Origin of the sequence: Rathayibacter sp. VKM Ac-2857 (assembly GCF_013205025.1) — a bacterium.
GTDB lineage: Bacteria > Actinomycetota > Actinomycetes > Actinomycetales > Microbacteriaceae > Rathayibacter.
In genome coordinates, this window is the sequence record NZ_JABMLE010000002.1 from 1,146,033 (window position 1) to 1,159,950 (window position 13,918).

The following is a 13,918-nucleotide window of genomic DNA, read 5'->3' on the forward strand; positions in this document are numbered from 1 at the left end:
TCCCTTCGATGAAGGCGACCAGAGACGAAGGAGCCGGGCGCTTCGGGACGCCCGCGGCTGGTCGCGACGAGACATTCTCATCCGGCGGGACTCGCGGTCGCTCGGCCGTGGCGCAAGACACGTGTGCGGTGGCCCGGGTCTGCTGCGGGCGCCGGGAGTCACCCGGATGCGCAGCTCACCAGGCAGTCGCTCACAGTCGCCGCACATATCGCTGAGTATCGTTCGGAGCGACACGGTCGTTCGGAACGGCACACTCGGAAGACACTCGGAGGTCATCATGAAGAACCAGTCCTCGACCGGCGCGTTCGGCGCCGGCAACCCCATCGACGGCATCTGGCAGGCGATGGAGCAGGCCCGCGCCGGCTTCGAGAAGCGTACCGGCAGCCGCGTCGGCCGCGGCGACGTCCGCGCCGCCGTCCTCGCACTCCTCGCCGAGCAGCCGATGCACGGCTACCAGATCATCCACGAGATCGAGGAGCGCAGCGGCGGCAGCTGGAAGCCGAGCCCCGGCTCCGTCTACCCGACCCTGCAGCTGCTCGCCGACGAGGGCCTGATCGCCGCCGACGAGTCGAACGGCCGCAAGACCTACAGCCTCACCGACTCCGGTCGCGCTCAGGTCGCCGCGTCCGGCACCGACGCCCCGTGGTCCGAGTCCGACCAGGTCGACTTCGGCGCCCTGCCGAAGGCCGGCGTCGCACTCGCCCAGGCCGCCGCGCAGGTCGGCCGCTCGGGCACCCCGGCTCAGATCCGGCAGGCCGTCTCCGAACTCGAGGACGTGCGCCGCCGCCTGTACGCGATCCTCGCGCAGGACTGACCCGGGTGGCGCCGGTCCGCCCGGGTCTCACCGACCCGGGCCGCCGAGCCCGCAGCGACCAGCGTCGCTACCGCCGCATCCTGCGGTTCGCCTCCTGGCACCTCGCGGTGACCTGGTTCTTCGATCTGCTGCTGCCCCGCATCGGGCTGACGGCGATCGCGCTGCGCACCCGCCCGCAGCGGATGCGGCGCTTCGCGCGCAGCTTCCACGTCCTGGCCGTCGACCTCGGCGGTCTGATGATCAAGGTGGGCCAGTTCATGTCGTCGCGCCTGGACGTCCTGCCGCCCGAGATCACGCGCGAGCTGGAGGGCCTCCAGGACGAGGTGCCGCCGGTGCCGTTCCCGCGGATCCGCGCCCTCGCCGAGTCCGAGCTGGGGACGACGCTCGCGCGCGCCTACGCGGACGTCGACGAGACGCCCGTCGCCGCGGCGTCACTCGGGCAGGCGCACCGCGCCCGGCTCTCACCGGTGGACGCGGCCGACTCCGGACACGAGAACGCGATCGTCAAGGTCCAGCGGCCCGGCATCGACGAGATCGTCGAGGTCGACCTCGCGGCGCTCCGGCGCATCGGCGGCTGGCTGACCCACGTGCGGCTCGTCTCCGACCGCGTCGACGCGCCCGCGCTGGTCGAGGAGTTCGCGGTCACGAGCCTCGAGGAGATCGACTACCTGCGCGAGGCGGCCAACTCGGTGCGCTTCGCCGCCGACTTCGCGGGCGACCCGCGCGTCGGTGTCCCCGACGTGATCTGGGAGCGCTCGACCCGCAAGGTGCTGACGCTGCAGGACGTCACGGCGATCAAGATCACCGACGCGGAGGGTCTCGCCGCCGCCGGGATCGACCCGCGCGACGTCGCTCCGGTGTTCGCCGCGGTCATGTTCGACCAGCTCTTCACCAACGGCTGGTTCCACGCCGACCCGCACCCGGGCAACGTCTTCGTCACGCCGACCCCCGGCGGCGAGCTGCCCTGGCGGCTCACCTTCATCGACTTCGGGATGATGGGCGAGGTGCCGTCGTCGACGCGAGCGGGCCTGCGGGCGATGCTGATCGCCGCCGCCTCGCGCGACGGCAAGGGCCTCGTCGACGCGGCGCGCAACGTCGGCGTGCTGCTCCCCTCCGCCGACTCCCGCGAGCTCGAGCGCGCGATGACCCAGCTGTTCGCGCGCTTCGGCGGCATGGGCTTCGCCGAGCTGCGCGAGGTCGACCCGCGCGAGTTCCGCGACTTCGCGATCCAGTTCGGCGACGTGGTGCGCTCGCTGCCGTTCCAGCTGCCCGAGAACTTCCTGCTCATCATCCGGGCCATGTCGCTGACCTCCGGAGTCTGCAGCGCGCTCGATCCGTCGTTCAACCTCTGGGACTCGGTCGAGCCCTACGCGCAGCAGCTGATCCGGGAGGAGCGCGGCAACGTCGCGCAGGACGTCGGCCGACAGGCGCTCGACACCCTCGGGCTCCTGGTGCGCCTGCCGCGGCGCCTGGACGAGCTCGCGACGACCCTCGAGGACGGGACCCTCGCTGTCACCGTGCCGACGGTCGAGCGCCGGCTGAACCGGCTCGAGGGGACGGTCCGGCGGATCGTCTCGGCGGTGCTCTTCGCCGGGCTGCTCATCGCCGGCGCGGTCGTCCGGGCGGACGACACCGTGTTCGGCACGGTGCTGATGGCGGTGTCGGTGCTGCCTCTGCTGCACGCGCTGCTCTCGCGCTCGCGCCTGCTCTGACGCCGTCGCGGAGACCGACCGGATCCCGCCACCTCACTGGTCTGCGCCGATTGTTCGACGTCGCCCCGAACGAGGTTCACGGTGGAACCGGGTCGCCCGACGATGGACGGCCGGTCAGGTTCTCGGAAAGGAGTCGACATGATATTCGCGTTGATCGCGTTCCTCGTCCAGGCCTACGGCTAGCCCGGCGAAGCGATCGCGGCCACCCGCGCAGGGTGACCGCGACCCGGCCGGGGCCGGTCGGTTCCAGGCTTCCCGACCGTTCCCGAGTGCCGCTCGACGCCGAACGCCGAACGGCCGGATCGGAGCTAGGCCGCCGGCAGCCGCTCGTCGAACAGGTCGTACTGGCCGAAGCGGGAGCCGAGCGACTCGCCCGGACGGCCCCCGATCACCGCGACCCGCACCTCGTCGCCCGCCCTCGCCGGGCCCATCCGCAGGAAGACCCGGTCGCCCACGGACCAGCGGGTCGCGTAGTAGGCCGAGCCGAAGTAGGTCTCGCCGACGTACCGGTCGTTCACCAGCACGACGATCCGGGTCCGCGATTGCAGGAGTCCGGCCGACATGTCGATGACGACGTCGCCGTCGAGGAGATGGGCGTGGATCGAGGTGTCGGCGTGCGAGACGGACCCGTCGATCGGGACGAGGGAGGAGTCCGGAGTCCCGCTCGGGTCACTGGCAGCGGCCGTCGCCGGCGGCGCGGACGCGAGGCCGAGCAGCGCTGCGGCGATCACGCCGATCGTGAAGGTGCGAAGGGGCTTCATCGTTCTCTTTCCTCTCTCGATTCCCCGACCGGTCTCGGCGAGGAGCGCTCCGCGTCCTGGCTGACACGGGGACGTCTGAACACTGCCCCGACCTTCCGAGAGGAGCGACATCCCTGTCGCGGACCGACGCGAATGGCACGAGGCCGAACGTGTGCACCTGCCCGGGAGGACCGATTCCGCCGTCCCGATCGCAGAGCGCCACGGAGTTGAGCGTGTCAGGAGGTGTCGGCGAAAGTGAGTTCCGGTCCCGAGGACCGGTCCACCGATCCGACGACAGCCGCTCCGCCTCGCGTGAGGGAGGCCGTTCCGGTCGCTCTGCGCACCCGCGGCGGGGTCCGCACTCCTCGGCTTTTTCGCCCGACTGGGATCGCGGTCGTCCGGCCGCGAATCACGTCCGACCCGATGAAAGGAATTGACATGTTCTGGGCTCTCGTCCAAGGAATCCTCTCGATCTTCAAGTGCTGAGTCCGTCCGCGGTCGTGGCCCCGCACCGGAATCGGTGACGTGCCGCGACCGCGGCGGCCCGGGCGCCCGGGTCCCCACCGCGCGTCCCGTCCGACCCGACGAGAGGAGCCGACGTGGCCTTCTTCCTGCTGATGTTCAGCTGGCTGTTCCCCAGCTGACGTGGCGCTCCCCTGACCGCGGAGTTCAGGGACGACGACCACGACACGACGGGCAGGGGGAGGCGGTTCTCCATTCCCGCCTCCTCCTGCCTCCTCCCGGCCCTCGACTCCGCTTCGGCTCGTCGAGCGCGGACTCATGCGAGGACGATCACCTTCCCGGTGATGCGGCCCTCGGCCGCCTCGGCGTGGATCGCCGCAAGCTCGGCCAGCGGCACTCGGCGGGTGACCTCCACGGTCAGCTCCCCCGCGTCGACCAGGGCGACGAGCTCCGCGAGCCGGTCACGGTTCGGCAGCACGAAGACCGTCGCCGCGCGCACGCCGCGGCTGTCATCGCCCGGAGTCGTCAGGAAGGCCGTCGTGCTGACGACGACCCCGCCGTCGCGCACCGCGGCGACCGAGGCGGCGAACCGCTCCGGCTCGAGCGGAGCCAGGTTGAGCAGCACGTCCACCTGCTCACCGAGGGCCGCGAGGACGTCGGTCGCCGTGTGGTCGATGATCTCGTCGGCGCCCGCCGCCCGGACGGCGTCGATGCTGCGCGGACTCGCGGTCGCGATCACGTGCACGCCGGCGCGCTTCGCGAGCTGCACGGCGTACTTCCCGACCACTCCGCCCGCGCCGACGACGAGGACCCGCTGGCCGGCGACGAGCCGGCCGTCGTCGAACAGCGCCTGCCAGGCGGTGAGCGCCACCGACGGCAGCGCGGCAGCGTCGGCGAGCGGAAGACTCGACGGAGCGGCGACCACCGCCTCGGCCGGCGCCAGCACGTACTCGGCCGCTCCCCCGTCGCGCTCCATCGGCAGGAACGCGACGACCGCCTCGCCCACCGCCACTCCCTCGACGCCGTCACCGACCGCGTCGATCGTGCCGGACACGTCGTAGCCGGGTACGTGCGGAAGCTCGACCGGGATCGGCAGGAAGCCGCCGCGCATGCCGGCGTCGGCTGCGTTGAAGGCCGAGGCTGCGATCCGGAGCCGCACCTGCCCGGCGCCGGGAACCGGGACCGGGATCTCCTCCTTGACGAGGACCTCGGGTCCGCCCACCTCGTGGAATCGCACTGCCTGCATATCGTCTCCCTCGCGTTATCGCTTCCAATTCGAAGCACCGCCGTGACGCTAACACTGCTTCCAGTTCGAAGCAAGGGTAGGATCGCCGTCATGACGGATGCAGCCCTCACCCCGACCCAGCTCTCGGCCTACCTCGCCTTCACCGAGGTGGGCAGCCTGCTGCGGCCCGCGGTCGAGCAGCAGCTGCGCGAGGCGGGCGACCTCAGCTACCTCCAGTTCCAGTTGCTGGCGCGCCTCGGCGACGCCCCGGACGGCCGGCAGCGGATGACCGACCTCGCCGACGGCGTCGTGCACAGCCGCAGCGGACTCACCTACCAGGCGCAGCTGCTCGAGCAGCGGGGGCTCGTCACCCGTTCCCCGTCACCGGACGACGAGCGCAGCACCGTCGTCGCGCTCACCACCGCGGGGCGGGAGGCCCTCCGGGCCGTGTTCCCCGGGCACATCGAGACCGTGCACGGGCTGCTGTTCGCGCCCCTCACCGACGCCGACGCCGGCGAGCTCGCGCGCATCCTCGGGCGGGTCGGCGAGCACCTGCGGGCGGCGCCGCCGAGGTCGGCGCGACGGCGCCGGTCGAAGCCCGCGAACGGCTCCCCGCTGACCGGACCTCGCGAGCCCTAGAGCAGACCGGTCAGCACGCCGCCGTCCGCACGGAGGACCGCGCCGTTCGTGGCGGAGGCGCGCGGGCTGGCGAGGTAGGTCACGAGCGAGGCGATCTCGTCCGGCTCGAGGAAGCGCTCGACGAGCGAGGTCGCGTTGCCGCCGATGATCGCGGCCCGGAGGGCGTTGACCGGCACGCCCTGCGCGGCGGCGATGCCCTCGACGCTGCTCGCGACGCCGTCCGACCAGGTCGGACCGCCGAGGACCGAGTTGACCGTGACCTCGGTGCCGCGGGTCAGCTTGGCCAGGCCGTTGCCGAGCGCGAGCATCCCCGCCTTGGTCACTCCGTAGTGCGTCATGTCGGCCGGGACGTTCACGCCGGACTCGCTGCTGACGAAGACGATGCGGCCCCAGCCGGCCTCGAGCATCGCGTCGAGGACGTGCCGGGACAGGCGGACGCCGCTCATCACGTTCACCATGAAGTAGCGCAGCCACTGCTCGTCGGTGATCGCCGCGAAGGGAGCGACCTCGAACAGGCCGACGTTGTTGACCAGGACGTCCACCCGGCCGAGGCGCTTCAGGAGACGGTCCACGGACTCGGCGTCGGCGGCGTCGGCGGCGAGGCCGGAGACGACGGCGCCGGGGACCTGCGCGCCGAGACTCTCGACCGCCGCCCCGACACCCGCCTCGGTCCGGCCGTTCACGACGACCTCGACGCCCTCCCGCAGCAGGGCGAGCGCGATCGCCCGGCCGATGCCCTGCGTCGAACCGCTCACGAAAGCGCGCTTGCCTGCCAGTTCCAGATCCATCTCGGTCGTCTCCCTCGTCTGCCGCAGCCGATTGCTTGCCTGGGAAACTGTAGCTGTTTCACTTTCCTGGTCAAGTGAATCGGCGCTACGCTCAGGACGTGACCGACCCTGATCCCGCCCCGCTGTGCGGCGACGACCTCGCCGCCTGGAGCGCGCTCGCGACCGTGCTCGAGTGGCTCCCAGCGACGCTCGACGCGCAGCTGCTGCGCGACTCCGGCCTGAGTCACTTCGAGTACGGCGTCCTCTACGCCCTCGCGGCCGCGCCCGAGCGGACCCTGCGGATGAGCGCGCTGGCGGGCTTCGCGAACAGCTCGCTGTCACGGCTGTCGCGCGCGGTCGCGCGGCTGGAGACGCGCGGCTGGGTGGAGCGGCGACCGGACCCGGGCGACGGGCGGACCACCCTCGCGACACTGACCGCGGCCGGCGCCGCCCAGCAGGAGCAGGCGGCGCCCGGACACGAGACCCTGGTCCGCGCCGTGGTCCTCGATCCGCTGAGTGCGCGGCAGCGCCGGGAGCTGCAGGCGATCGCGGCGACCATCGCGCGAGCCATCCGCCCGGACGGCTCCTGGACGACGCCGGAGGGCCGCGCCTCCCGGTGATCCGGCGAGGCGCGGCCCAGCGGTGCTATCGGGTCACCAGTTGAAGGTGTAGCCGGGGAGGCGGAAGTAGCTCAACTGCTCCCAGTGGACGGAGGGGTCCCCGGCGGGCGGCTCTCCGGGGTAGCTCCGCTCGGCGATGATCGCGCCGGACGCGTCGTGCACCTGCACGTCGACGTCCTGCACATCGCCCATGATCGACGCACTCCATCCGGGGCCGGAGGGATCCAGCAGCGGAGACACCTCCTCGAAGTGCGTGCCGTTGCTCTGCAGGTAGCTCACCGTCAGGGAGACGGCATGCGGAGCCCCTCCGTTCGAGAACGTCAGGATGTGCCTGGGGCGGGACACCTCGGACTCGTCGACGATTCGAGAGGAGACCGTCCTGTCCTCGACCTGGACGAGGTCGTAGCCGGGAACGGAGAACGGCTGGGCAGCCCGCGGTCCGGGAGTGGTCAGCTCCTGAGCCGGCGAGGCCGCGGTGGCGACCGCCGTCGCGTCGGCGCTCCCGGAGGTGAGAGAGGCTGCGGCCGCGACGGCCGTCGCAGTCGCGTCCGAGTCCGGAGCCGCCATCGCCGGCGAGACGGCGGAGAGCCCCACGAGCACCGCCGCCGTCGAACCGATGGCCGTCGTCTTCCAGAGTTTCACAGTGATTCCTTCCGTCGCCGCGGGCAGTGGCGGAGGGACCCGGGTCGCCGGGACACCGCTCGCGGATCATGAAGCGCTCATTGTTCTCGCCCGGCCGCCGAAGCACGTCCTGCACGTCGGAGAACGGTCGGGGTGGCACGGGATGGGCAGAACGGCGCCGGTCGTGGACGGCGGGCGAGGCCGTCGGGGGGCGGCCGGGCGGGGGCGGGTGGCAGTCGCTCCGCGCTCGGATCAGCTCACGACGATGCGGGTGAAGACGGTCGCCTCGCCGTCGGAGGCGTTCGCGTAGGCGTAGTGCCGGGCGGTCGAGAAGGCGATGTGCTGGCCGACGGCGAGGCGGACGTCCGGCTCGCCCTCGCGCTCGAGGAGGAGCGCGCCGGCGGTGACGAGGAGGATCTCGTGCCAGCCGTCGGGGTCGGGCTGTGCCAGGTAGCGGTCGCCGGGGCCGAGGGTCCAGGTCCAGAGTTGCGCCTCGGCGCGGGCCGGGACGGACGCGAGCAGGACGGCGACGCTGGCCGCGTCGCCACCGCGCCAGGCCACCTCGTCGATCGCGGCGGCGACCGAGCCGGGCGCGGAGACGAGGGCGGTGAAGCTGGATCCGAGCGCGACGGCGAGGCGGTCGACGCCGGTGAGGCTGATGTTCGCCTCACCCGCCTCGACGTTGACGATGGTGCGCCGGCTGATGCCGGAGAGCTCGGCGAGCGCCGCCTGACTCAGCCCGGCCTCCAGCCGCGACCGGCGGAGGTTGCTGCCGACGTGAGCGAGGACGGCGGAGGGCTCTGGCGTGCGCATCGTTCTGCACTCTATAGTGTGCAGAATGCTGCGCAACTCCCTCCTCTCGGCCGTCCGGTTCTCGCGACCCGAGTGGGCGCTGATCGGCATCACGGCGCTCTGGGGCGGCACCTTCCTGGCGGTGCACGTGGCGATGCAGCACAGCGGTCCGCTCTTCTTCGTCGGGCTGCGGTTCCTCGCGGCGGGCGTGATCAGCGCGGTGGTCTTCCACCGGTCGCTGCGTGGGATGCGGCGGATCGACCTCGGGGCGGGGGCGGCGATCGGCGCGATGATCTTTCTCGGCTACGGGCTCCAGACCTACGGACTGCAGACGATCCCGAGCAGCACCTCCGCCTTCCTCACCGCGCTGTACGTGCCGCTGGTGCCGCTGCTGCAGTGGGTCGTGCTGCGGAAGCGGCCCGGCGTGCTGACCCTCGTCGGCGTCGGGCTCGCGTTCGTCGGACTGCTGCTGATCGCGGGGCCGCAGACCGGAGTGGGGCTGGGCCCGGGCGAGCTGGCGACGCTGATCAGCACCCTCCCGATCGCCGCGGAGATCATCCTGATCAGCGCGTTCGCCGGCCGGGTCGACCTCGGCCGAGTGACGGTCGTGCAGCTCCTGGTCGCCGGGGGCCTCTCCTTCGCCGGCATGCCGTTCGCCGGGGAGACCGTCCCCGCGTTCTCCTGGGTCTGGCTCGTCGCTGCGCTCGCCCTGGGCGCCAGCAGCTGTCTCATCCAGCTGATGATGAACTGGGCGCAGCGCTCCGTCTCGCCGACCCGGGCGACGATCATCTACTCCGCCGAGCCGGTCTGGGGCGGCGTGATCGGGCGGCTGGCCGGCGACCGGCTGCCGCCGCTCGCGCTGGTGGGGGCGGCGCTGATCGTCGCGGGGACGCTGGTGAGCGAGCTGCGGCCGCGGGGGGCGAGCGAGAACGCGGCGGAGGTGGATGCGCGAGGACCGGAGGAGCCTCTCGAGGCGGCCACCCCCTCTTCGGAGCCGCTCGACCGCACCTCAGGCTCGTGAGTGCTCGCCCGAGACTGGCCCACGGCCAGGAAGTTAGGTTAGGTTAACCTTCGCAACCCCGTCACCCCCTCCGAAGGATCGCCGTGCCCGTCTCCCGCACCCCCCTCCGCCGCACGCCCCTGCGCGTCACCGCCGTCGCCGCGCTCGGCCTCTCCGCGCTGCTGCTCACGGCCTGCTCCGCGGGGGCCGACGCCGCCGGCACCGACAGCGGCACCGACGCCGCCGCGACCGGTGCGGGCTTCCCCGTCACCGTCGAGCACGCGTTCGGCGAGACGACCGTCGAGTCGGCCGACCGCGTCGTCGCGACCAGCTGGACCAACCAGGACGTCGCGCTCGCGCTCGGCGTGACCCCGGTCGGCTTCGCGAAGGCCTCCTACGGCGACGAGGACGGCGACGGCCTGCTCGCCTGGACCAAGGAGGCGCTCGACGCGAGCGGCGCCGAGACGCCGACCCTCTTCGACGAGACCGACGGCGTGCCGTTCGAGGCCATCTCCGACCTCACGCCCGACGTGATCCTCTCCGCCTACTCCGGCCTCACGCAGCAGGACTACGACACCCTCACGCAGATCGCCCCGACCGTCGCCTACCCGGGTCTGCCCTGGGCGACCACCTGGCAGGACTCGGCGAAGCTCGACGGCGAGGCGCTCGGACTGGGCGACGAGGCCGAGGCGAAGGTCGCCGAGGTCGAGGACGAGATCGACGCCGCCGTCGCCGCGAAGCCCTCGCTCGCGGGCAAGACCTTCACCTACGGCTGGTACGACCCGACCGACGCCAGCACCTTCACCTACTACACCGGCAACGACGCGCGGGTGAAGTTCGTCGAGGACCTCGGTCTCGAGCTCGCCCCGAGCGTCGTCTCGCTCACCGGCGACTCCGAGCTGTTCAGCGGCACCGTCAGCTCCGAGAACGCCGACCAGCTCGACGCCGACGTCCTCATCGTCTACGGCGACGACACCACCCTCGCGGCGCTGCAGGCCGACCCGCTGCTCTCCAAGATCCCCGCGGTCGCCCGCGGCTCGGTCTACGTCCTCACCGACGACTCCTCCGAGGCGATGGCGACCTCGTCGCCGAACCTGCTGAGCATCCCGTGGGTGCTCGACGAGTACACGACCGGCCTCGCGACCGCCGCCGACAAGGTGTCGTGACCGCCGAGGCCACGGCACCCCACCGGCGCCCCGGACGCGACGACACTCGCCTCCGGGGCGCCGGTGCGCGCTGGCGCATCCCGGCGCTCATCGCAGTGCTCGCCGCGCTGGTCGTCGCGTCGGTGCTCTCGCTCGTCTACGGCTCCCGCGAGATCCCGCTCGGCGAGATCTGGCCGGCGCTGACCGCGCCCGATCCGGACTCGATCGTCGACGCGGCGGTGCAGGGGCGCGTCCCGCGGACGGTCCTGGCGCTGCTCGTCGGCGCCGCGCTCGGGCTCGCCGGCGCGGTGATGCAGGGGATGACCCGCAACCCGCTCGCCGACCCGGGGATCCTCGGGCTCAACGCGGGCGCCTCCCTCGCCGTCGTGCTCGGGATCACCTGGCTCGGTGCGGCGACGCTCCCCCAGTTCATCTGGCTCGCCTTCCTCGGCGCGGCGGCGGCCGGAGCCTTCGTCTACTCGGTCGCCTCGCTCGGCCGCGAGGGTGCGACCCCGCTCAAGCTCGCGCTCGCCGGCGCCGCGACCGCCGCGGCCCTCGCCTCGCTGATCAGCGCGGTGCTGCTCACCCAGGACGCGACGCTCAACCGGTTCCGGTTCTGGCAGGTCGGCGGAGTGGGTGGCGCCGAGTTCACGAGCATCCTGCAGGTCCTGCCCTTCCTCGCCGTCGGCGGGGCGCTCGCGATCGGCAGCGCCCGCGGACTCGACGCCCTCGCCCTCGGCGACGACCTCGCGAAGGGGCTCGGCCGCCGCGTCGGCCGCACGCGCCTGGTCGCCGGCCTCGCCGCGGTGCTGCTCTGCGGAGCGGCCACCGCCATCGCGGGGCCGATCGGCTTCATCGGGCTCACCGTCCCGCACCTCGCGCGGCGCGTCGCCGGGCCCTCGCACGCGTGGCTGCTCCCCTCCTCCGCGCTGCTCGGCGCACTGCTGCTGCTGGTCGCCGACGTGATCGGCCGGGTCGTCGCGCGACCGAGCGACGTGGAGGTGGGCATCGTCACCGCGCTGATCGGGGCGCCGGTGCTGATCGCGATCGTGCGGCGCTCGAAGGTGCGGGCCCTGTGAGCGCCGCCCCGTCACTCCGCTCTTCTGCGGGCGCTCCCCCGCTCGGCGTCGCCGCGGGCCGTCGCCGCCGGGCGCGCCGCACCGTCCTCGGCTGCACGGTGCTCGCGCTGGTCGCCCTCGCGCTCGTCGTCGTGTCGCTCACCGTCGGCAGCACCGTGTACTCGCCGCTCGAGGTGCTGCGGGTGATGCTCGGCGAGACCGTGCCGGGCGCCTCCTTCACCGTCGGCACCCTGCGCCTGCCCCGCACGCTGACCGCCGTTCTGGTCGGCCTCGGCTTCGGGATGGGCGGCGTGATCTTCCAGACGATGCTGCGGAACGCGCTCGCCAGCCCGGACATCATCGGCATCACCTCGGGTGCGAGTGCGGCAGCGGTCGTCGCGATCGCGTTCTTCGGGCTGTCCGGCGGCGCGGTCTCGGTGATCGCGGTCGCGGCGGCCCTCGTCACGGCGCTGCTGATCGCCTGGCTCGCCGACGGCAGCGGCGTGATCGGCGCCCGGCTGATCCTGATCGGCATCGGGATCGCGGCGATGCTGCAGAGCGTCATCGCCTACGTGCAGACGCGCGCGCAGTTCGAGGACGTGCAGGAGTCGCTGCGCTGGCTGACCGGCAGCCTCAACTCCGCGTCCTGGGCGGGGGTGCCCGCGCTCGCGCTGTCGATGCTGGTGCTCGTGCCGATCGCGCTGCTGCTGGCCGGGCGGCTCTCGATGCTGCAGCTCGGCGACGAGTCGGCGACCGCGCTGGGCGTGGACGTGCGGCGCAGCCGGCTGGGGCTGCTCGCGGTGGCGGTGTGCCTGGTCGCCGTCGCAACCGCGGCCACCGGTCCGATCGCGTTCGTCGCGTTCGTCTCCGGGCCGATCGCGCGGCGGCTCCTGCCGGATGCGCGCGTGCCGCTGATCCCGTCCGCGCTGGTCGGGATCGTCGTCGTGCTCGCGGCGGACCTGGTCGCGCAGCACGTCGCGGGGCTCGCCTTCTCGGGCGCCCGCTTCCCCGTCGGAGTGGTGACCGGTGCGCTCGGTGCGCCGTTCCTGCTCTGGCTCCTCGCCCGCCGCAACCGCACTGGAGGATCCCTGTGACCGCCCCGACCTCCCCCGTGGCCGCCGGTCACTCCACGCTGTCCGTCGACGGTGTGACGCTCGCCTACGACGAGCGCGTGGTCGTCGACGGGCTGTCGCTGACGGTGCCGACCGGCGCGATCAGCGTCATCGTCGGGGCGAACGCCTGCGGCAAGTCGACGCTGCTGCGCGCGATGGCGCGGCTGATCACGCCGAGCGCGGGGGCCGTGCTGCTGGACGGCGAAGCGATCCACCGGCTCCCGACGCGGCAGGTCGCGCAGCGGGTGGGGCTGCTGCCGCAGACGCCGATCGCGCCCGAGGGGATCGCCGTGGCGGATCTGGTGGCGCGCGGCCGGTACCCGCACCGCGGCTGGTTCGGGCGGGGCGCCTCCGCGGACGACGACGCGATCGTCGAGGACGCTCTGCGCGCGACCGGGACGCTGGAGATCGCGGACCGGCCGGTCGACGAGCTGTCCGGCGGGCAGCGGCAGCGGGTGTGGATCGCGCTGGCGCTCGCTCAGCGGACCGACGTGCTGCTGCTCGACGAGCCGACGACCTACCTCGACGTGTCGCACCAGATCGAGGTGCTCGACCTGCTGACCGACCTCAACCGCGAGCGCGGCACGACGATCGTGATCGTGCTGCACGACCTGAACCTGGCGGCGCGGTACGCCGACCACCTCTTCGCGGTGCGGGCGGGCGCGCTGTACGCGTCGGGCACGCCGGCCGAGGTGGTGACCGCGGAGACGGTGCGCGCGGTGTTCGGGATGGAGTCGCGCGTGATCGCGGACCCGGTGTCCGGGACGCCGCTGGTGCTGCCGATCGGCCGGCACCACTCGGGCTGACGGGTGTCGACATGTTGCGCCGAGGCGTCCTCGGACGGTCGAGGCGTCCCGGTGCTGCTGGACGCCTCGACCGTTGCAGGACGCCTCGGCGAGGTGCGCTCCCTGCTGATCGAGTAGCCCGTGGAGCGGGCGTATCGAGATCCACCTGCGTCAGAAGTCGAGTCTGCAGACCCGCCCTGCTGGTGGTGGCGGGTCTCGATACGCCCCTGCGGGGCTACTCGACCAGCATGAGGGCGGCGAGACGTCCTCGGACGGTCGAGGCGTCCCGGTGCTGCTGGACGCCTCGACCGTTGCAGGACGCCTCGGCTGGGCGCGCTCCATGCTGATCGAGTAGGCCGCGCAGCGGGCGTATCGAGATCCACCGGTGCCGAACGGGCGGTCTGCAGACCAGCCGTCCTCCTGACG

Annotated in this window: 14 protein-coding genes; 9 read left to right on the top strand and 5 right to left on the bottom strand. The window is 72.7% G+C overall.

Annotated features, from left to right (window positions below; translation table 11 throughout):
* The first annotated feature begins 277 nt into the window (after positions 1-277).
* Positions 278-814 carry a PadR family transcriptional regulator gene (locus HQQ86_RS12420; protein WP_160091007.1) on the top strand — a complete coding sequence of 179 codons (537 nt, stop codon included), beginning with the start codon at positions 278-280 and terminating at the stop codon, positions 812-814.
* A 5-nt stretch (positions 815-819) separates the two neighbouring features.
* Positions 820-2,526: an AarF/UbiB family protein gene (locus HQQ86_RS12425; RefSeq protein WP_173288447.1), complete on the top strand. Its 1,707-nt coding sequence runs from the start codon at positions 820-822 to the stop codon at positions 2,524-2,526.
* A 308-nt stretch (positions 2,527-2,834) separates the two neighbouring features.
* Here the strand turns inward: HQQ86_RS12425 and HQQ86_RS12430 are convergent, their stop codons facing one another.
* Together HQQ86_RS12430 and HQQ86_RS12435 are read right to left on the bottom strand one after the other, a co-directional pair.
* The gene (locus tag HQQ86_RS12430) at positions 2,835-3,287 is read right to left on the bottom strand and encodes a hypothetical protein (RefSeq protein WP_173288449.1); all 453 of its coding nucleotides are present in this window, start codon (positions 3,285-3,287) and stop codon (positions 2,835-2,837) included.
* A gap of 757 nt (positions 3,288-4,044) precedes the next feature.
* On the bottom strand, positions 4,045-4,974 hold the full coding sequence (locus HQQ86_RS12435; RefSeq protein WP_173288451.1) for an NADP-dependent oxidoreductase: 930 nt from the start codon (positions 4,972-4,974) through the stop codon (positions 4,045-4,047).
* 90 nt (positions 4,975-5,064) lie between these two features.
* Here HQQ86_RS12435 and HQQ86_RS12440 point away from each other — a divergent pair, with 90 nt between their 5' ends.
* Positions 5,065-5,592, top strand: coding sequence for a MarR family winged helix-turn-helix transcriptional regulator (locus HQQ86_RS12440; RefSeq protein WP_173288453.1), 528 nt, complete (start codon positions 5,065-5,067; stop codon positions 5,590-5,592).
* On the opposite strand, the gene HQQ86_RS12445 is transcribed toward HQQ86_RS12440, so the two are convergent.
* The gene (locus tag HQQ86_RS12445) at positions 5,589-6,347 is read right to left on the bottom strand and encodes an SDR family NAD(P)-dependent oxidoreductase (protein WP_367948635.1); all 759 of its coding nucleotides are present in this window, start codon (positions 6,345-6,347) and stop codon (positions 5,589-5,591) included. The two genes, HQQ86_RS12440 and HQQ86_RS12445, sit on opposite strands and share 4 nt — an antisense overlap.
* 131 nt (positions 6,348-6,478) lie before the next feature.
* On the opposite strand from HQQ86_RS12445, the gene HQQ86_RS12450 reads away from it, so the two are divergent.
* Positions 6,479-6,979 (top strand): MarR family transcriptional regulator, encoded by a 501-nt coding sequence (locus HQQ86_RS12450; protein ID WP_173288456.1) that lies wholly within the window; start codon positions 6,479-6,481, stop codon positions 6,977-6,979.
* Positions 6,980-7,012: 33 nt separating this feature from the next.
* On the opposite strand, the gene HQQ86_RS12455 is transcribed toward HQQ86_RS12450, so the two are convergent.
* Both HQQ86_RS12455 and HQQ86_RS12460 read right to left on the bottom strand, forming a co-directional pair.
* Entirely contained in the window at positions 7,013-7,621 is a 609-nt protein-coding gene (locus tag HQQ86_RS12455) for a hypothetical protein (protein WP_173288458.1), read from the bottom strand.
* Between the two features lie 231 nt (positions 7,622-7,852).
* The gene (locus HQQ86_RS12460) at positions 7,853-8,413 is read right to left on the bottom strand and encodes an XRE family transcriptional regulator (protein WP_173288460.1); all 561 of its coding nucleotides are present in this window, start codon (positions 8,411-8,413) and stop codon (positions 7,853-7,855) included.
* A 25-nt stretch (positions 8,414-8,438) separates the two neighbouring features.
* Between HQQ86_RS12460 and HQQ86_RS12465 the strand changes: the two genes are divergently transcribed.
* The 5 genes from HQQ86_RS12465 (at position 8,439) to HQQ86_RS12485 (ending at position 13,513) form a co-directional block, all read left to right on the top strand.
* Positions 8,439-9,413 carry a DMT family transporter gene (locus HQQ86_RS12465; RefSeq protein ID WP_173288462.1) on the top strand — a complete coding sequence of 325 codons (975 nt, stop codon included), beginning with the start codon at positions 8,439-8,441 and terminating at the stop codon, positions 9,411-9,413.
* 83 nt (positions 9,414-9,496) lie between these two features.
* Positions 9,497-10,558 (top strand): iron-siderophore ABC transporter substrate-binding protein, encoded by a 1,062-nt coding sequence (locus HQQ86_RS12470; protein ID WP_173288464.1) that lies wholly within the window; start codon positions 9,497-9,499, stop codon positions 10,556-10,558.
* A complete protein-coding gene (locus HQQ86_RS12475; RefSeq protein ID WP_367948636.1) occupies positions 10,555-11,616 on the top strand; it encodes a FecCD family ABC transporter permease in 1,062 nt (353 codons plus the stop codon). Before HQQ86_RS12470 ends, HQQ86_RS12475 begins: the two co-directional genes overlap by 4 nt.
* The gene (locus HQQ86_RS12480) at positions 11,613-12,689 is read left to right on the top strand and encodes an iron chelate uptake ABC transporter family permease subunit (protein ID WP_173288466.1); all 1,077 of its coding nucleotides are present in this window, start codon (positions 11,613-11,615) and stop codon (positions 12,687-12,689) included. The genes HQQ86_RS12475 and HQQ86_RS12480 overlap by 4 nt, the downstream gene beginning before the upstream one ends.
* Positions 12,686-13,513 carry an ABC transporter ATP-binding protein gene (locus tag HQQ86_RS12485; RefSeq protein WP_243600630.1) on the top strand — a complete coding sequence of 276 codons (828 nt, stop codon included), beginning with the start codon at positions 12,686-12,688 and terminating at the stop codon, positions 13,511-13,513. Before HQQ86_RS12480 ends, HQQ86_RS12485 begins: the two co-directional genes overlap by 4 nt.
* The last annotated feature ends 405 nt before the right edge of the window (positions 13,514-13,918 follow it).

Excerpts from the sequence above, each read along its gene's own strand:
- HQQ86_RS12420 (WP_160091007.1), top strand. The coding sequence starts at position 278 with ATGAAGAACCAGTCCTCGACCGGCGCGTTCGGCGCCGGCAACCCCATC.
- HQQ86_RS12430 (WP_173288449.1), bottom strand. The coding sequence starts at position 3,287 with ATGAAGCCCCTTCGCACCTTCACGATCGGCGTGATCGCCGCAGCGCTG.
- HQQ86_RS12435 (WP_173288451.1), bottom strand. The coding sequence starts at position 4,974 with ATGCAGGCAGTGCGATTCCACGAGGTGGGCGGACCCGAGGTCCTCGTC.
- HQQ86_RS12440 (WP_173288453.1), top strand. The coding sequence starts at position 5,065 with ATGACGGATGCAGCCCTCACCCCGACCCAGCTCTCGGCCTACCTCGCC.
- HQQ86_RS12460 (WP_173288460.1), bottom strand. The coding sequence starts at position 8,413 with ATGCGCACGCCAGAGCCCTCCGCCGTCCTCGCTCACGTCGGCAGCAAC.
- HQQ86_RS12465 (WP_173288462.1), top strand. The coding sequence starts at position 8,439 with ATGCTGCGCAACTCCCTCCTCTCGGCCGTCCGGTTCTCGCGACCCGAG.